Source organism: Neisseria sicca 4320, from assembly GCF_000193735.1.
Lineage (GTDB): Bacteria > Pseudomonadota > Gammaproteobacteria > Burkholderiales > Neisseriaceae > Neisseria > Neisseria sicca_E.
The window spans coordinates 1-18,468 of record NZ_AEPF01000049.1; the positions used below are offsets into that span (position 1 = coordinate 1).

General features: G+C 52.0%; 15 protein-coding genes. 3 read left to right on the top strand and 12 right to left on the bottom strand.

From position 1 onward, the window contains the following. Positions 1-398: 398 nt before the first annotated feature. Positions 399-1,736 (top strand): sodium-dependent transporter, encoded by a 1,338-nt coding sequence (locus NSCA4_RS0104265; protein WP_029609504.1) that lies wholly within the window; start codon positions 399-401, stop codon positions 1,734-1,736. A 120-nt stretch (positions 1,737-1,856) separates the two neighbouring features. On the opposite strand, the gene NSCA4_RS0104270 is transcribed toward NSCA4_RS0104265, so the two are convergent. The 6 genes from NSCA4_RS0104270 to hemN all read right to left on the bottom strand — a co-directional run bounded on the left by NSCA4_RS0104270 (position 1,857) and on the right by hemN (position 7,717). Further along, the gene (locus tag NSCA4_RS0104270) at positions 1,857-2,864 is read right to left on the bottom strand and encodes an FAD:protein FMN transferase (RefSeq protein ID WP_016686984.1); all 1,008 of its coding nucleotides are present in this window, start codon (positions 2,862-2,864) and stop codon (positions 1,857-1,859) included. Between the two features lie 245 nt (positions 2,865-3,109). Further along, complete coding sequence (gene prfA / locus NSCA4_RS0104275; protein WP_009174477.1) at positions 3,110-4,186, bottom strand: peptide chain release factor 1; 1,077 nt, start codon at positions 4,184-4,186, stop codon at positions 3,110-3,112. 138 nt (positions 4,187-4,324) lie between these two features. Beyond that, on the bottom strand, positions 4,325-5,011 hold the full coding sequence (locus NSCA4_RS0104280; protein ID WP_016686985.1) for a methionine ABC transporter permease: 687 nt from the start codon (positions 5,009-5,011) through the stop codon (positions 4,325-4,327). A gap of 1 nt (position 5,012) precedes the next feature. Next, the gene (locus NSCA4_RS12805; RefSeq protein ID WP_003759974.1) at positions 5,013-5,750 is read right to left on the bottom strand and encodes a methionine ABC transporter ATP-binding protein; all 738 of its coding nucleotides are present in this window, start codon (positions 5,748-5,750) and stop codon (positions 5,013-5,015) included. A 227-nt stretch (positions 5,751-5,977) separates the two neighbouring features. After that, entirely contained in the window at positions 5,978-6,178 is a 201-nt protein-coding gene (locus NSCA4_RS0104290) for a hypothetical protein (protein WP_016686986.1), read from the bottom strand. A gap of 117 nt (positions 6,179-6,295) precedes the next feature. After that, positions 6,296-7,717: an oxygen-independent coproporphyrinogen III oxidase gene (gene hemN / locus NSCA4_RS0104295; protein ID WP_029609505.1), complete on the bottom strand. Its 1,422-nt coding sequence runs from the start codon at positions 7,715-7,717 to the stop codon at positions 6,296-6,298. Positions 7,718-7,859: 142 nt separating this feature from the next. Between hemN and fnr the strand changes: the two genes are divergently transcribed. Next, on the top strand, positions 7,860-8,594 hold the full coding sequence (fnr, locus tag NSCA4_RS0104300; RefSeq protein WP_016686989.1) for a fumarate/nitrate reduction transcriptional regulator Fnr: 735 nt from the start codon (positions 7,860-7,862) through the stop codon (positions 8,592-8,594). A gap of 79 nt (positions 8,595-8,673) precedes the next feature. Here the strand turns inward: fnr and NSCA4_RS0104305 are convergent, their stop codons facing one another. From NSCA4_RS0104305 to ampD, 5 genes are all read right to left on the bottom strand, one after another. After that, a complete protein-coding gene (locus tag NSCA4_RS0104305) occupies positions 8,674-9,123 on the bottom strand; it encodes an SRPBCC family protein (RefSeq protein WP_016686990.1) in 450 nt (149 codons plus the stop codon). 145 nt (positions 9,124-9,268) lie between these two features. Next, positions 9,269-10,489 carry a putative phage abortive infection protein gene (locus NSCA4_RS13330; RefSeq protein WP_016686991.1) on the bottom strand — a complete coding sequence of 407 codons (1,221 nt, stop codon included), beginning with the start codon at positions 10,487-10,489 and terminating at the stop codon, positions 9,269-9,271. A 160-nt stretch (positions 10,490-10,649) separates the two neighbouring features. After that, positions 10,650-13,187 (bottom strand): NAD-dependent DNA ligase LigA, encoded by a 2,538-nt coding sequence (ligA, locus tag NSCA4_RS0104315; RefSeq protein WP_016686992.1) that lies wholly within the window; start codon positions 13,185-13,187, stop codon positions 10,650-10,652. 146 nt (positions 13,188-13,333) lie between these two features. Next, positions 13,334-14,590 carry a cell division protein ZipA C-terminal FtsZ-binding domain-containing protein gene (locus NSCA4_RS0104320; protein WP_003763891.1) on the bottom strand — a complete coding sequence of 419 codons (1,257 nt, stop codon included), beginning with the start codon at positions 14,588-14,590 and terminating at the stop codon, positions 13,334-13,336. 238 nt (positions 14,591-14,828) lie between these two features. Beyond that, a complete protein-coding gene (gene ampD, locus NSCA4_RS0104325) occupies positions 14,829-15,401 on the bottom strand; it encodes a 1,6-anhydro-N-acetylmuramyl-L-alanine amidase AmpD (protein WP_036538073.1) in 573 nt (190 codons plus the stop codon). Positions 15,402-15,529: 128 nt separating this feature from the next. Here ampD and mltG point away from each other — a divergent pair, with 128 nt between their 5' ends. After that, the gene (gene mltG / locus NSCA4_RS0104330; RefSeq protein WP_029609506.1) at positions 15,530-16,525 is read left to right on the top strand and encodes an endolytic transglycosylase MltG; all 996 of its coding nucleotides are present in this window, start codon (positions 15,530-15,532) and stop codon (positions 16,523-16,525) included. 80 nt (positions 16,526-16,605) lie between these two features. Here the strand turns inward: mltG and recJ are convergent, their stop codons facing one another. Then, the gene (recJ, locus tag NSCA4_RS0104335; protein ID WP_016686995.1) at positions 16,606-18,306 is read right to left on the bottom strand and encodes a single-stranded-DNA-specific exonuclease RecJ; all 1,701 of its coding nucleotides are present in this window, start codon (positions 18,304-18,306) and stop codon (positions 16,606-16,608) included. Positions 18,307-18,468: the final 162 nt, after the last annotated feature.

Here is an 18,468-nt window from a genome sequence, read left to right on the forward strand (position 1 = left end):
AACTGAAACACATTGAAACAAATAGTATGTGATGGTATGTGCAGACTTCACTTCTATTTAAAAACAATGAGTTAGTTTTTATATTTAAAACTCATAATCTCTTGGTCGTGGGTTCGAAACCCACCGGACCCACCAAATATCGAAGCCCGGACAGATGTCCGGGTTTTTTTCTTTTGTACTTTTTTATCATGGCAGTGTTTGTTTGAAACAAAATATCAAAATTACCTGTTTTTTATATTTATGTTTATCTAAAAAACAAAATCTCAGATTTTTTATTCAATATTGTCTTTTTAAGCGCACCTTATGTGCGAAATTTTGAAGCAGGCCATTATGGCTGTGCTATATACGGTTACGCTTTGCTACAATGCGGTTTCTTCACATTTCTTAATACAATAATCATGAATCATTCGGTTTCTTGGTCGTCCAAACTTGGTTTTGTGCTAGCTGCGGCAGGTTCGGCAATCGGCTTGGGCGCAATTTGGAAATTTCCGTACACCGCGGGGACAAACGGTGGGGCGGTGTTTTTCCTGTTGTTTTTGCTTTTTACGATTTTGGTGGCATTGCCCGTACAGCTTGCCGAGTTTTATATCGGCAGGACGGGCGGTAAAAATGCCATCGATTCTTTCAAAACCCTGCGTCCCGGTTCGCAATGGCCGTGGGTGGGGCGTATGGGGGTAGCAGCCTGCTTTATTTTGCTGTCTTTTTACAGTGTCGTCGGCGGCTGGGTGTTGAACTACGTCGTCCATAGCTTTACCGGAGAAATCCATGCCGGTGCGGATTTTGAGGCATTATTCGGTGCGACCATTTCCAGTCCTGCAGGGTCGTTGTTTTATCAAGGGCTGTTCATGCTGATTACCATTTGGGTAGTTCAGGGCGGTGTATCCGACGGGATTGAAAAAGCAAACCGTTACCTGATGCCGGGCCTGTTCATCCTGTTTATTGTTTTGGCCGTTCGTTCACTGACGCTGCCCGGTGCGATGGAAGGGGTATCCTTCCTGCTGAAACCCGACTGGTCGCATCTGAAGCCGCAAACCATGCTTACGGCTTTGGGGCAGGCATTTTTTGCGTTAAGTATCGGCGTGTCTGCGATGATCACTTATGCATCTTATTTGGGCAAAGACCAAGATATGTTCCGTTCGGGCAATATCATTATGTGGATGAACCTTTTGGTTTCTCTGCTGGCGGGGCTGGTTATTTTCCCGGCGGTATTTGCTTTCGGTTTTGAACCGAGCCAGGGGCCGGGTTTGATTTTCGTTGTTTTGCCTGCTGTATTCATGAAAATGCCGTTGGGACAAGTTTTGTTTGCAGTCTTTATGCTGCTGGTGGTGTTTGCTACGCTGACTTCGGCGTTTTCGATGTTGGAAACCGTGATTGCCGCTACGATTCGTCAGGATGAGCGTAAACGCAGCCGCCATACTTGGTTGATTGGTACGGCAATTTTTATTGTCGGTATTCCCTCCGCCTTGTCTTTTGGTGTTTGGGGTGAGTTTAAAATCTTTGGAAAAACCGTTTTCGATTTGTGGGACTACCTGATTTCGGCAGTCATTATGCCGATTGGCGCATTGAGCGTTGCCGTGTTTACTGCGTGGATTCAGAATAGGGAATCAGTATTGGCGAATGCCGGCGCAGGCAGTAGCGTTCCCCAAACCATTATCCGTCTTTGGCTGATGGTGTTGCGCTATGTTGCACCTTTGGCGATTGTCGTCGTATTTGTCAATTCTCTAGGCTTGATTTAAAAACTGTCCGGAAATGGCAAAGGTCGTCTGAAAATCTTGATTCGAGGTTTTCAGACGACCTTTTTACTTTTAAGTTTTGTTGTATTTGGGAGAACCTGCCTTTTTTGCCAAATAAGACGTTCAGGCTATGGTTTCGATGCGGTTGTCGGGCATGACCAGCCAGACTTTTGCTTGTTTGGCGCGGGCGGCGGTACGGATGGCGGCTTCGTCCATGATGGAAAACGCGGTGGAGAAGGCATCGGCAACGGCGGCGGTCGGCGCCATGACGCTGACGCTGCGGTAGCGCGGTGTGGCAGTGCCGGTGCGCGGGTCGAAGAGGTGGGTGAACTTGCCGGCCTCGTCCATTACGGTACCGTAGCCGCCTGATGTGGCGAAGGCTTGGTTTTGCATGGAGAGGGTCAGGAGGGTGGCTTCTTCGTTTTGGGGATTGCGGATGCCGACGTTCCATGTGCGTTGGTTGTCGGTGTCGAAGCCGCGGATTTCGCCCATGTCGACAAGGGCTTGGCGGATGCCGTGTTGTTGCAGCAGGGCGGTGATTTTGTCGGTGATGTAGCCTTGGGCGATGCCGTTGAGGGATAAGCCCATGCCTTTTTGTTCGAAGAGGATGGCTTTTTGGTCGAAGACGACGTGTTTGAAGCTGACGAGTTTGAGGGTGCGCCGGATGTCTGGTTCGGACGGCGGGGTTTCGGCACGCGGGTTGCGGCGGAAATGGTCTGCGTAAAGATTCCACAGCACTTGGACGGTGGGGTCGAACGCGCCGTATGTCAGGGCGTGGAGGTCGCGGCAGATGCTCAACAGGGCGAGGAAATCGGGCGGCGGGTTGTTCAGATGACCTTCTTTGTTCAGTCGGTTGATCAGGCTGTCTTCGCGGTAGAGGCTGAAGATTTTTTCGAGGCGGGCGACTTCGGCGAGAACTTTGTTGACGAGGATTTCGGCTTCTTTGCGGTCAACGCCGAAGAGGCGGAGCTCGGCGCCGGAACCTAGCGCAATGCCTTTCCAGATAACGGGCTCGCCGGTGGCTGGTAACGGGGCAGGGCGGTTGCGGTTCAGGAGGAAGGGTGCGGTCGCTCCAGCGGCGGTCAGAGCGGCGATGGCGAAAAAGCGGCGGCGGGTGAGCGGGGTGTTCATGGCTTGGGATGGGTCGTCTGAAAAGGGCGGGGTGTTGGAGGACTGTGTGGAATCGGTTTATTTGAGCTTGTGTTTCAGGACGTTGGGAAGGCGTTTTTAGGAGCGCCGTCATTTCCGCATAGGATTTTTATGGTTAAGGAAAGGACGGCGGGCGACGGCTGGGGCTTGATTTACGCTGCGGCAAAGTTTGTTTACCCACCATCAAGCCTGCCTTCACGCTTTAGCACCAAGCGTCAACCGTCTCATTAATCGCCCATTGCCGCCAAAAGCTCTGCCTGATGCTCGGCAATCAGGGCGTTGGTGATTTCTTCCAAGTCGCCGTCCATCACAAAATCCAGCTTGTGCAGGGTGAGGTTGATGCGGTGGTCGGTAACGCGGCCTTGGGGGTAGTTGTAGGTGCGGATGCGCTCGCTGCGGTCGCCGCTGCCGATAAGGGATTTGCGTTCGGCGGCTTCTTTGGCTTGGGCTTCGCGTTTTTGTGCGTCGTTCAGGCGGGCGGCGAGGACTTTCATCGCCTGTGCTTTGTTGGCGTGTTGGCTGCGGCCGTCTTGGCACTCGACCACCATGCCTGTGGGCAGGTGGGTGATGCGGACGGCGGAGTCTGTTTTGTTGATGTGCTGACCGCCCGCGCCGGATGCGCGGAAGGTGTCGATGCGCAGGTCGGCGGGGTTCAACTCGATGTCTTCGAGTTCGTCCGCTTCAGGCATGACGGCGACGGTGCAGGCGGAAGTGTGGATACGGCCTTGGCTTTCGGTGGCGGGGACGCGCTGCACGCGGTGGCCGCCCGATTCAAATTTCAGACGACTGTACGCACCCAAACCGACGATGCGTGCGATGACTTCTTTATAGCCGCCCAGTTCACTTTCATTGGCAGAAACGATTTCGACCTGCCAGCGGTTGCGCTCAGCGTAGCGGCTATACATACGTAACAAATCGCCTGCAAACAGCGCGGCTTCGTCGCCGCCCGTTCCAGCGCGCACTTCGATGAAGATGTTTTTGTCGTCGTCGGCATCTTTGGGTAGCAGCAGTTTTTGCAATTCGGTATCGAGCGTGTCGATCTTGGCTTTTGCCGCTTCGATTTCTTCGGCGGCAAAGTCTTTCATTTCGGGGTCGGACAGCATTTCTTCGGCATCCGCCAAGTCGCTTTGCGCCAGTTGATAGTTTTGGAACACTTCGACGACAGGCGTCAATTCGGCATGTTCGCGCGTGAGCTTGCGGTAGTTGTCCATATCGGACGTGGCTTCGGGCTGTCCGAGAAGGTGGGTGACTTCTTCCAGTCGGTCGCTGAGTTGTTGTAGTTTTTCTAAGATAGACGGCTTCATAATTCTTCCATAACAAATGCCGTCGGGAGTCGTCCGCGACGACGTGAGGAGGCGTTATTATAATGGGTTTGGTTGGAAATTCAAAAGGATATGACTGAAAAGGTTGTCTGAAAACTTTTCAGACGACCTTTTGACGGTTTAACGTTTGTCCAATTTTCGCGCCAACGCGTTGCCGATGCTTTGAATCAGGATAACGAGCAGCACGAGGATGGCGACGATGAAGATGATGACTTCGGTTTGGTAGCGGTAGTAGCCGTAGCGGATGGCGAGGTCGCCCAAGCCGCCGCCGCCTATCATGCCTGCCGCCGCGCTGTATGAGAGCAGGCCGATGGCAAGCACGGTGATGCTGGAAACCATGCCCGCGCGCGCTTCGTTCAAAAGGACTTTGCGGATGATGGCAAGTGGCGATGCGCCCATGGCGGTGGCGGCTTCAATCACGCCTTTAGGGACTTCGCGCAGGTTTTGTTCCACCAGTCGGGCGAAGTAAAACAGGCCGGACACGCTCAATACCAGCGAAGCGGCAATCGGGCCGATGGTGCTGCCGACGATGGCGCGGGTCGCAGGTATCATGGCAATCATCAGGATGACGAAGGGGAAGGCGCGCATCAGGTTGACTAAGTTGTCGAGCAGGAAATTCACCGGTTTGTTGTAATGAAGCTGGCGGTTGGAAGTCACGAAAAGCAAGACGCCCAAGAGCGTGCCGAAGATGACGGCAATCGTGGTGGACAGTCCGACCATGACGAAGGTTTCGCCCAAGGCGCGGACGATTTCGTCTTTCATGCCGACGATGGTGGAAACGGCTTGTTCGAATGTTAAGTCTGCCATATCAATCCTCCCGAATCAGTTCGCGCCCGATTTCGGATTGGGCGTGGATTTGGTTGCCGCGTACTTCGACGATTTCCACCACTTTGCCTTTATCCAAGAGTGCGGCGCGGTCACACAGGCGGCGGATGACGCTCATTTCGTGGGTCACGATGACGATGGTAACGTTGAAGCGTTTGTTGATGTCTTCCAAACATTCCAAGACGCTGCGCGTGGTGGCGGGGTCGAGGGCGGAAGTGGGTTCGTCGGCGAGGATGACTTGGGGTTTGGGCGCGAGCGCGCGGGCGATGCCGACGCGCTGTTTCTGACCGCCGGAAAGTTGGGCGGGGTAGTGGTCGGCGCGTTCGGTCAGGCCGACGATTTCAAGGCATTCTTTGACGCGTTCTTTAATTTTTTCAGACGACCATCCGGCGATTTCCAAAGGAAAGGCAACATTGTCGGCAACGGTGCGGTTGCTCAAAAGATTAAACTGCTGAAACACCATGCCGATATTCTGCCGCGCCTGACGCAATGCGGCGGCATCGAGCGCGGTCAGCTCTTGTCCGCACACATTGACCTTGCCGCTGTCGGGACGTTCCAACAGGTTAATCAGGCGCAACAGGGTGGATTTGCCCGCGCCTGAATAGCCCATCAGACCGAAGATTTCGCCGTCTTGGATTTCGAGGCTGGTCGGCTCGACGGCGGCAAAACGGGTTTTGTCGCGTGTTTGGTAATGTTTGGAAACGTTGTCCAAAATAATCATAAATACTTCCTGATACTTCCGGAAAAAAAGAAGCCCGATGCTGTACACAACGGGCTTGGATATAAAGAAAGGAATAAAAACAGCAGAAAATGAAAATACGCTTTAGCTGTTAATGCCCGCAAGCTGTGTCAAATCGGCAATGTTAACTCAGATACGACTATAATCAAAATCGGTAACTTTGTCAAGTTTTGATATGATTTGTAATTTTAAAATAATAAATTGTCAGCTTATTTGCCGAAAAGCTCCGCCACCATGCGGGCTTCTTCCTCGGTATAAGCCGCGCCGTTGAGCTTCGCGGTCAGGATAAATTCGCCGCTTAACCCTTGTTCGGCGCAGGTTTCGCGCCAGCCTTGCAGCCGTTCTTCATCGCTGGCTTTACGTTTCAGACGACCTATGGTCTGAGTCGCCTGTTTGGTTTGTTCGTTCATTAGCCTTCCTTAACAAAGTGAAACAAAGTGAAACAAAGTGAAACAAAGTGAAACAAAGTGAAACAAAGGGCAAAGGTCGTCTGAAAACGGTTTTCAGACGACCTTTGCTATTCCTATTTACACCGTTTGCGAATATTGGGCTTTGGTTTCCCTGTGGCGCAGATGGTAGTCGAACACCATGGCGATGTTGCGTATCAGGAAGCGGCCTTTAGGGGTAACGGTCAGCCCGTGCGGTTTCAGACGGACGAGTCCGAGGGAGGCGAGTTGTTCCAAGTCGGCAATTTCGTCTTTGAAATAACGGTCGAACGGAATGCCGAACACGCTTTCGTAGATTTGGTAATCCAAGGCGAAGCGACACATCAAATCTTGGATGATATTGCGGCGCAAAAGGTCGTCCTGATTGAGTTGGTAGCCGCGCATGATGGGCAGGTGTCCTGCATCGAGCGCGGCATAGTAGGCGTCGATGTCGCGTTCGTTTTGGGAGTAGGTGCTGCCGATTTTGCCGATGGAAGATACGCCGATGGCGACCAAATCGCAGTCCGCGTAGGTCGAGTAGCCTTGAAAGTTGCGCTGGAGGAAGCCTTCTTTGAGGGCGATGGAGAGTTCGTCATCGGGTTTGGCGAAATGGTCCATGCCGATGAAGACATAGCCGCGTTCGGTCAGGGTTTGGACGCAATATTGCAGCATATCGAGTTTTTCTTCGCTGCCGGGAACGGCTTCAGTATCGATGCGGCGTTGCGGCTTGAAGATATGCGGCAGGTGGGCGTAGTGATAAAGGGCAAGGCGGTCAGGATCGAGCGACAATACAGTATCAATGGTGGTTTTGATGCTTTCGGCAGTTTGGTGCGGCAGACCGTAAATCAAATCGACGCTGACGGATTTGAATCCCGCTTCGCGTGCAGCATCGATGACTTCTTTGGTTTCATCGTAGCTTTGGATGCGGTTGACCGCTTCCTGCACTTTGGGATCAAAGTCCTGAATACCGACACTCATGCGGTTGAAGCCGAGCTTGCCGAGCATGAGAACAGTTTCGCGACTGACTTTGCGCGGGTCGATTTCAATGGAGTATTCGCCGCTGGGGATCAGTTGGAAATGTTTGCGTATCATGCGGAATACTCGTTCGATTTGGTCGTCGCTCAAAAAGGTCGGCGTACCGCCGCCGAAGTGCAGTTGCGCGAGCTGATGCCGTCCGCCCAGATGCGGGGCGAGCAATTCCATTTCTTTCTCAAGATATTCGATGTAGGCATCGGCGCGGCTTTTGTCTTTGGTGATGATTTTATTGCAGCCGCAGTAGTAGCAGATGGTATTGCAAAAGGGGATATGGATATAAAGCGAAAGAGGCTTGTTCAAAGCCCCCATACTGCGCTGATTCAAGGCATTGATATATTCGGCTTCACGAAATCCGTCATGAAAACGGTCGGCTGTGGGGTAGGAAGTGTAGCGCGGACCACTGGACGGAAGACTGGCGATGAGTTCGCGGTCAAACTCAGGCTTGTCATTGTTTCTATTGTGATTATTTTGTATTGGTATTACTTTCATGGCATGTGCGTGTTTAGAGTAATGATGTTAGGCAATTTTCGGATAGTTTGGTAGAATGCCACAGTATGATAAACCTGTCTTGATATGTGTCAATAACTTACGTAATCATGACAGGATAAAAACCTTAATTTAAGGGTATTTTATGACCACACACAATGCCTTGCATCAGATGAAAACCCTGTGTTCTTCCTGTTCGCTGCGTGAACTCTGCCTGCCTGTCGGGCTTTTGCCCAATGAGTTTGCCCAATTGGACGCGGTCATCCGACAGAGCCGCCGCTTGAAGAAAGGGGAATATCTGTTCCGCACCGGTGAGCCTTTCGCGTCACTGTTTGCCATCCGTGCCGGTTTTTTCAAAACCACGGTTGCCAGTCAGGACGGTCGCGATCAGGTTACCGGCTTTTTTATGTCCGGCGAACTCATCGGTATGGACGGCATTTGTTCCCATATCCACAGCTGCGACGCGGTGGCTTTGGAAGACAGCGAAGTGTGTGAGCTGCCCTTCACCCATATCGAAGAGCTGGGGCACAACATCCCCAGCTTGAGAAGCCATTTTTTCCGGTTGATGAGCCGCGAAATCGTGCGCGACCAAGGCGTGATGCTGCTTTTGGGCAATATGCGCGCCGAAGAACGTCTGGCAGCGTTTTTGCTTAACCTGTCCCAACGCCTTTATTCGCGCGGATTTGCCGCCAACGATTTCATCCTGCGGATGTCGCGCGAAGAAATCGGCAGCTATTTAGGGCTGAAGCTCGAAACCGTCAGCCGCACGCTGTCCAAGTTCCATCATGAAGGTTTGATTTCGGTCGAACACAAACACATCAAAATCCTCGACTCGCAAACCCTCAAAAAAATGGTTTCCGGCTGTTCGCACGCCATCTGATTGATACCGAGACTATTTTTAAACAAAACTCCAAAACTCAAAGTCGTCTGAAAAAATTTCAGACGATTTTTCCATGCCTTTAACTTGTAGCATCTTCAGCATAATCAGCCCATTCTTTCAATAAACGGTGGCGTTTTTCAAATGTCCAACGCAAGGTTGGCAATCCGATTAGTCGATCAATCGTTTTTCCCAGCCCGAAAGTAAATTCCACCTTATCCGTCACGCAGGTACGCCCACCGTAAGATTTGAATTCATGCGTATGGCGGAAGGAGCGGTAAATCCCGTTCAACATCAGGTCGGTAAACGATTGGTGCGGCTCAAGCGAAATGATTTCGGCACGATGCCGCAACCAAATCCCGCAAACTCTGTATCTGAAATCCAAAATATCTCCCCACGCCCAGTATTCCTTTTCCGACAGCCATTGCACGTCAAACGGAAACTGACGGGTAAACCCGTGTCGGGAAGTGCAGTAGCGGAATATCGGTTCGAGCGGCGCATCCAGCCAGACACTGCGGGTATCAGTCAGCATGATATTGACCGTTGTGGGCAAAGAAAGGGATATTGATAAGAGTAGTGTAGTTGGTATCAGTTCATCATTGCATTGGGCGACATGGTTTGTTTGGTATGGATAATAGAATAAAGGTCGTCTGAAAATTTTCAGACGACCTTTTGACTTATTCCTCATGTAAAAATAAGCCGGTGTTTTCTTCCGTATTTTGTAAAAATTCAATAATTTTTCTTGTTTTTTCTAGTTCATTCTCTACGTCCTGAATATCTTTCTCACGTTTCTCATAGTTTGCAAAAACTAACTGTCTTTTAAGTGTTTCTTTTTTTCTTTGTAATTCATTTTTTTGCTGATTTAGTATTGATATAAATCTGCTTTTTGATTCATTGAATAATTCTACCATTTTAGTAGGTAGCTTATTGTTTCCAAATGAAGGTTTTATATTATCAATACCCATTGTTGTTGTAAGATAGAGCCATATAAAATCATCATGATGTTTAACTGGAAGGACAGTATCTTTCATACCTAATTGCATACCTAATTGCAGGTGTTCTAAAAAATTATATCTATTGAGTAACCCTTGAAAATTATTGAATGTTTTTGAATTTAAAGATAGGCAGTTTAAAGCAATTAATTTAAGGATTTCATTGGGGATAAAGGAGCGAAGTATATTGCTATATATTTTTTCTTGTGGATTAATATATAAATTACTAATTTTCTCTCTGGATTTTTCGTCATCAGCAACATAATCTTCTATACTGATTTTATTATTTGTATTTCCATATGTGTCTTTGGATAAATTTAGTGAGATTAATTTAAGTATCTGAAATAGTACAATGAAGTACCTTTTCAATTCAAGATTTTGTTGTATATTATTTGCGATGTAAAGATTAATTTTTATTTGGTTGTCGCAAACGTTTGATTGGTAGATTTCTGAATACTTCTCATATATTTCATTAATGAATGAATCTTTACTATCATGTGTTTGATTGTATTTGTTTATTTCATCAACATTTTTGACAAGGGTTTCAATTATTTTATTATGCTGCTCCAGCAAAGAAAAAAATGTCGATTCAAATTGTTGCAGATTAAAAATCTCTGATTGGCGGCGTTGCTGTTCCGCCGCCTGTTTCAACTCTTCGCGCGTTGCTTGCATTTCCTGCGCTTGTTGATGAATGGTATAGAGCAAGCCGATAAGGGCTAGAAAGCTGATGATGGGGTTCAGCGTACCGCCCAGATAGTCGCCGAATGTTCCCCATGTGGCGGAATCGTTAGCAATGGGGAATGTTTTAAAATTGTTGATATATCGTTCTAAAACAAAAATAAATGCTGCAACAGCGATTCCGCCTAATACCCATAATAAGCGGTTGGGTTTATTCCCTTTGTCCATGGTTTTTCCTTTTATTTACATCTATAAAGGTCGTCTGAAAATTTTCAGACGACCTTATTTTATAAATCCGAATCAGCAATTCTATGCCGTTGTTTCCGCATATGGGGGAATTGCGATGCGGGAATTTCCTAGTTTAATCTGCGGTATGTTTGGCGGGTATTCAGCCCAGCATCGCCAAAAGTTCTTCCTCGCTCAATACCGCCACACCCAAGGCATTGGCTTTTTCCAGCTTGCTGCCGGCGGCTTCTCCGGCGACGACGTAGTCGGTTTTTTTGGACACGCTGCCGGAAACTTTGCCGCCTGCGGCTTCGATTAAGGCTTGGGCTTGGTCGCGTTTGAGTGTGGGCAGGGTGCCGGTTAACACGAAGGTTTTGCCTGCTACGGCTTCGTTGACGTCGTCTGAAACCGTTGCTTCTTGATTTCCAGACGACGTTTGGGCGAAGAAAGTTTTCAGGTTTTCGAGCAGGGCGGCGTTTTGTGTCTCGCTGCGCCATGCTTGCCAGTCGGCGGGGAGGGCTTTGTCGGTTTGCAGGCCTTCTATACTTTTGCCGGCGAGTTCCCATAAGGCTTGGGCTTTGTTTTCGCTGATTTTGAAACCGGGCAGGCGGGTAATCCAACGCTGCGGCTCGGCGTGGCGGGCGGGCGGGATGGTGACGGCCTGGGTTTGCGGGGTAACGCCTGCGGCGAGCAGCTCGTCTATCATCGCCTGCTGCGCATCTTGGGCGAAGAAGTGGGCGATGGAGCGGGCGACGACGGTGCCGATGTCGGGCAGGCAGGCAAGGATGGGTTCGGGCGCGCGGCGGACGTGTTCCAGCGAACCGGATGCTTGCGCCAGTGTTTTTGCGGTGCGTTCGCCGACGTGGCGGATGCCGAGCGCGAACAGGAAGCGGGCGAGTTCGGGCGTTTTGCTGGCTTCTATGCCTGCGAGGATGTTTTCCGCCCACTTGGTCGGTTGTTTTTTGCTGTTTGGGGTGTTGGATTCAGGTAGGTCGTCTGAAACCGTCCCTGCGTCGCCGTTTTCGTTTTCAGACGACCCTTTATCCGCCGTTTCCTTCATCTTTTGCAAGGTCGGAATGTCGAGGCGGTAGAGGTCGGCGAAGTGGCGGACGAGGTCTTGGGCGACAAGCTGCTCGATTTGTTTTTGACCGAGTCCGTCGATGTCCATAGCCTTGCGCGAGGCGAAATGGATTAAGCCTTGTGCGCGTTGTGCCTGACAAAGCATACCGCCGCTGCATCGGGCGACGGCTTCACCTTCTTCGCGTTCGATTTCGCTGCGGCAGATGGGACAGTGGGTCGGCAGGCGGTAGGGCTTGTGGAGCGGAACGGATTGGGTTTGGTTTGCGGACGGTGTTTCGGCAAACAAGTCGTCTTGTTGCTGCTTGAGGTCGTCTGAAACGGCAACGGCGTTTTCCTGCATCGGGCGGCGTTCGAAAATCACGCGCACGACTTCGGGAATCACGTCTCCGGCGCGGCGCACGACGACGGTGTCGCCGACGCGAACGTCTTTACGCGATACTTCGTCCTGATTGTGCAGGGTGGCGTTGGTGACGGTTACGCCGCCGACGAATACGGGTTGCAGGCGGGCGACGGGGGTAACCGCGCCGGTGCGCCCGATTTGCACGTCAATCGCTTCGACGACAGTCAAGGCCTCTTCAGCGGGGAATTTGTGGGCAATCGCCCAGCGCGGCGCGCGGGAGATGAAGCCGAGTTCGCGCTGTTGCGCCAAACTGTTGACTTTAACCACCATGCCGTCGATTTCGTAGGGCAGTTCGGGGCGTTTTTGCTGCATTTGTTCGTAAAACGCCAATACTTCGTCGATATTTTTGAAACAGCCGAAATTGCCGTAGGGCAGGCTGAAGCCGAGCTCTTGGAAATAGGCGAGTTCTTGGATGTGTTCTTCCGCGACGAAACCGCCTTGCTGACGGGCGACGGAGTAGGGGAAAAAGTGCAGTTTGCGTTGCGCGGTGATGCGCGAATCGAGTTGGCGCAGGCTGCCGGCGGCGGCGTTGCGCGGATTGGCAAAGGGTTTTTGCCCGTTTTCGGCTTGTCTTTTATTGAGGGCGGCGAAATCGGCTTTGAGCATCAGCACTTCGCCGCGCACTTCGATGAGTTCGGGCGGATTTTCGCCGTGCAGCCGCAGGGGGATGTTGGCGACGGTTTTGACGTTTTGGGTAACGTCTTCGCCGGTCGTACCGTCGCCGCGCGTCGCCGCCTGCACCAATACGCCGTCGCGGTAGAGCAGGCTGATGGCGAGGCCGTCGAATTTGGGTTCGATAACGTATTCGGGATTGCCGCCGTCCAAGCCGTCGCGCACGCGTTGGTCGAAAGCGTACATTTCGGCATGATCGAACACGCCGTTTTCATCTTGCGGGGAGAAGGCGTTGGTCAGCGACAGCATCGGCACTTCGTGGCGCACTTCGGCAAATCCCGCCAAAGGCTCGCCGCCGACGCGCTGTGTCGGGCTGTCGGGCAGCTTGAGCTCGGGATGGTTTCGTTCCAACGCTTCGAGTTCGCGGAATAGTTTGTCGTATTCGGCATCGGGTACGCTGGGCGCGTCGAGGGTGTAGTATTCGTAGGCGTAGCGGTTGAGGAGGTCGGTAAGGTGGCGGATGTGTTGTGTGGCAAATTGTTTTATATCACTATCAGACGGTTTAAGAAGATTGGTAAGGTTAGTGTTATGTTTTGAGTTTGGATTCATGAGAGAAGGTTTCAGACGACCTTTGTCTGATACGGGATGGGACGGTCAAAGGTCGTCTGAAAAAGGATAGGTTGAAAACAGTTGAATTTTACCCGAAAAAAAGCGGATATGCCGTAACGACATATCCGCTTTGATTACATTCGATTTTAGGAGAACAGGCGCAGGGCTTGTTTACTGCCGGGTTTGATGCCGACTTTGAGCATTTCTTCCTGACGCGCCAAGACGTAATTGCGAATGTCTTTGAGCCATTGGGTTGAAACTTCTTCCATTTTGTCGTTGACCAAATCCAAGCCCAACTGACCGGAGAGGCGTACCGCCAAGTCCATGAAGAGGTCGAAGGTTTTTTCGCCAGCAGGTGCATGCGGGATGTCGAGCAGCATGCTGAAGCCTTTGTAGGACTGGTTGTCCAAAAGGGCGTTGGTAAACGCGTCGCCTGTGAGGCTGTGGATGGCAAACATCGGGCTGCCGGTTTGTCCGGTGTAGTGGAATGCGCCGTCTTCGCCCAACACGAAGCCGAGGTTTTCAACAGAAGCGCGCAATTCGACGCCGCTGATGTTGCTGTGTGAAACCAAGTGGATGGCGATGGTTTGATCGACGCGGGCGCAGAAGGTGTCCAATGCCTGCGCGACTTCGGTAAATGCCGCCAAATCGGTGTGGAGGACTTTGCCGCCCATTAGTTGGGCGAAGGTGTCAACCTGTTGGTTGAATTGTTGCAATTCTTCTTGGGTTGCCAAACCGTTGCGGCTGACTGCTTGCAGACCGACAACGAAACCTTGGTAATACACGCTCGGAATCGGTTCGGCAACTTGGAAGCGGTCGTCCATGGTGCAGCCGATGATTTGGAAGCGGTGGCGGTTGGACAGGCGGGGCAGGGCGTGCAGCTCTTGCGCTTCGGAGAGGGCGATGTAGGCGAGGTAGTCGAAGCGCGGGTCAAACCACGGCAATTCGACTTGAGACAATTCGTCCAAGCTGACCAAAGGTTGGTTGGCGGCGGACGGCAGGTTGACCGGCTCGTCGCTGGCGGCTTGGGTGGTGATTTCGTTGTTCAGCCCGATGACGGTATGCTGTACCGGCTCGTCGGTAAAGTCGTCTTCAATCGCCAACTCGACATCGGTTTTGATGGCGGAAGGTTTGGCGAGTTTGGCTTTGGCGGCGAAGATTTCGTCTTGTTCTTGCAGATTGCGCAGCGCGGCTTCTTGGGCTTTGTTCGCTTTTTTGACGAACAGACCTTTGCCGCCGGATTCTTTGCCGTCGCGCACATGGCTGGTTTTACTGTTCAGGAGCGCGTCTTTGTCGGAGTGGCCGAACTGTTCGCGCACCTGTTTGCGGTATTGGTTTTCTTGGTACATATTGTAGGCGATGACGGCAAGAATGACTGCCAAGCCTAAGACGATGAAAATCATGGGTAATCACTTTTTTGTAAGAGCGGCATTCCGTCTTCGTTGCCTTTAGGCGGGTTTGCCTTTGGGCGGTATGCGGAATCGTATTGCCGCAAGTAAGTTCGTCGGAGTCGGACACGGATTGTCCCGTATGGATGCTCGATTATAACGAAAATAAACTTTTCTGACAGCAAATGCCGCGAATGATAGCTCAAAATGGGGCAGGGCCGTCTGAAAAATGCTATATGGCATTTTTGAGCGATTAACGGACAACCGGAAAACCTGCCACCTGCAATCTTTGCCAGTCGAAAAAGTGGCCGGGGTCGGTTTTGCGGTCGGGCGCGATGTTTTGATGGCCGGTAACGGCGGTGATGGAATAATGCCCAACCAACGCTTTCAACAGAGTTTCCAGCGTTTGATATTGTGCTTCAGTAAACGGCTCGAAATCGCAGCCTTCCAATTCGATACCGACCGAAAACGCATTGCACTTTTCGCGTCCGCGAAACGACGATACGCCTGCGTGGTACGCCATATCGTCGCAAGAAACAAACTGCACCGCCTCGCCCTCGCGGGTAATCAGAAAATGGCTGGAAACGCGCAAGGTGTGGATGACGCTGAAAAACGGGTGTTCGTCGGGGTCGATGCGGTTGGTAAACAGCTTCTCAACCGCGCCCGTTCCATATTCGAAAGGCGGCAGCGAAATATTGTGTAAAACCACCAGCGATACGGCTTCTGATTCTACACGCGGCTCGAAGTTCGGCGAAAACGCGCGGCGCGCAGGCTGAAACCAGCCTTGCTGCCAGTCCATGTCTTTGCATTCGGATGGAAGATTCATATTCAGACGACCCTTTATTTCAGACGACCACTGAGGCGGAAAAAGCATACGTCGGGCGGGTGTGCGAGGAAGAGGGCGCGCATTTCAGTTATACTGTCGCCCGACGTTCACAAATCAAAAATCCTACCATGCTGAAAAAAATGTTGAAATGGTTTGCGGTATTTTTTGTTGCCGTTGCCGCCGTGTTCGCCGCCTTGCTATTCGTTCCCAAAGACAACGGCAAAGCATATCGCATCAAAATCGCCAAAAACCAAGGCATCTCTTCCGTCAGCCGCAACCTTGCCCAGGATGGTATCGTATACAACCGCCACGTCTTGGTCGCAGCCGCTTATATAACAGGCGCACACAATAAACTCAAAGCAGGCTCGTACCGTCTCCCTTCCAATATTTCCGCATGGGGCGTTTTGCAGAAAATCCGCAGCGGCAGACCCGATGCCGTTACGGTTCAAATCGTCGAAGGTTCGCGTTTTGCCACGATGCGTAAAATCATCGACAACACGCCCGACATCGAACACAAAACACGCGGCTGGAGCGATGCCGAACTCATGCAGGCAATTGCCCCCGACGCGCTCAGCAGCAATCCTGAAGGCCAGTTCTTTCCCGATAGCTACGAAATCGACGCAGGCAGCAGCGATTTGCAAATCTACCAAACCGCTTATCAAACCATGCAACGTCGTCTGAACGGTGCTTGGGAAGACCGAGAAAGCGGATTGCCTTACAAAAATCCGTATGAAATGCTGATTATGGCGAGCCTGATTGAAAAAGAAACCGCCCACGAAGACGACCGCGCCCATGTTGCTTCCGTATTCGTCAACCGCCTCAACATCGGCATGCGCCTGCAAACCGACCCGACCGTGATTTACGGTATGGGCAGCGCGTATAAAGGCAAAATCCGCAAAGCCGACCTCCAGCGCGATACGCCGTATAACACCTACACCCGCAGCGGCTTAACCCCGACGCCCATCGCCCTGCCGAGCAAAGCCGCCCTTGAGGCCGCCGCCCATCCGTCGAATGAAAAATACCTCTATTTCGTTTCCAAAATGGACGGCACCGGCTTGAGCCAGTTCAGCCATAATTTAGAAGAACATAATGCTGCTGTACGCAAATATATTTTGAAAAAATAGGTTGAATTAAGCCTCAGAAGCATAAAGGTCGTCTGAAACCTGATCTTCGGTTTCAGACGACCTTTTATCTTTCGCAAGCCTTAAGCCGCTTCCCAGTAATCGATGTAAAGCTGCAATTCCATCTGATTGCGCCACTCGTTTGCCACAGGGCGGTAAACCGTGCGGATGTATTCGGGAATATCAACGGTACAACGCCAAAACATGGCTTCAAATTCGTAGCCGTCTTTTTGCAGCCAGACTTTTTTGTGTTTGCCCTCCGCGCCCAAAGACTGCTGGCGGATGACGTGAAACTCGTCGGTAAAGCTCGGCGGCGCGAAGCCTTGCCCCCAAACATGGCGGGCGAGGTTTTGCGCCTGTTCCAACGTGATGTCGCAGGCTTTCAGGCTGCCGTCGGTGATGAAGGTTTGCGACAAATCGTCTTCGCACACCATTTCTCGCACGGCTTCTTCAAAGGCGGTCTGAAACGCGGGAATGTTGTGTTCGAGTATGCTCAAGCCCGCCGCCATTGCGTGTCCGCCGAATTTCAAAATCAAATCGGGGTGGCGTTTGGACACCAAGTCCAAAGCGTCGCGCAGGTGCAGGTTGGGGATGGAGCGCCCCGAGCCGCGCACTTCGCCGTTGTCCGCCGGAGCGAATACGATGGTCGGGCGGTAAAAGCGGTCTTTGAGGCGGCTGGCGACGATGCCGACCACGCCTTGATGAAAGTCGTCGCGGTAGGCGACCAGGGTCGTCTGACCTGAAGGCAGGGTTTCGGGAAAGGCGTTCAGCGCGTCTTGCAGCATAGATTGCTCGATTTCGCGGCGTTCGATATTGAGGTCGTTCAACTGCGCCGCCAATGCCTGTGCTTCCGCGTCGTCGCGCGCCAACAGGCAGGCGATGCCGACCGACATATCGTCCAGCCGTCCGGCGGCGTTGATGCGCGGACCCAGTGCGAATCCCATGTCGAATGGCTGTGCTTTGCGCCAGTCGCGCCGCGCCACTTCAAATAAGGCGCGGATGCCGGGGCGCATTTTGCCGGAACGCATCCGTTTCAAACCTTGCGACACGAGGATACGGTTGTTGTGGTCGAGGGGGACGACATCGGCAACGGTGCCGAGTGCGACCAAATCCAAAAGTTCGCCTAGATTCGGTTCCTTCAGCTCGTCTGAAAAATAACCGCGGCGGCGCAATTCGGCACGCAACGCCATCAACACATAAAAAATCACGCCCACGCCCGCCAGACTTTTACTTGGAAAGCCGCAGCCTTTTTGGTTCGGATTGACGATGATGCAGTCGGGTATGGTTTCGGCGGGCAGGTGGTGGTCGGTTACGATCACGTCCAAACCCAATTCCTGCGCCCGCGCCACGCCTGCGATGCTGGCGATGCCGTTATCGACCGTAATCAGCAAATCCACGCCTTGCGCGGCGGCGATTTCGGCGAGTTCGGGCGTCAGGCCGTAGCCGTGTTCGAAACGGTTGGGTACGAGGAAATCCACCGCCGCGCCCATCGCCGCCAAGCCGCTCATGCCGACGGAACACGCGGTCGCGCCGTCGGCATCGTAGTCGGCGACAATCAGGATTTTTTCCTTGTGCTCGATGGCATCCGCCAAACGGCGGGCGGCGGCTTCGCAATTCGTCAACGATTGATAAGGCAGAAGGCCGGCGAGTTTGTCGTCCAATTCGGCGGGACTCTGCACGTCGCGCGAGGCGCACAGGCGGGCGATTAAAGGGTCGGCGCCGGCGGTGAGCAAGTCATCGAGGACGTTTTGGTTGACGCGGCGGGTTTGGATTTTGACGGGCATGGTGTGTGGATATTGGGAAATGTAATGGGTATGTTCGAGCCGTGTATTTTAAAGCGGGAAAGGTCGTCTGAAAACCTAAAAGCAAACCAAAATCTGCTGCCTGTTTTCAGACGACCTTTTATTGTGAAGGACAGGGAGAACCTCTTTATCGTTTTAAGTTTC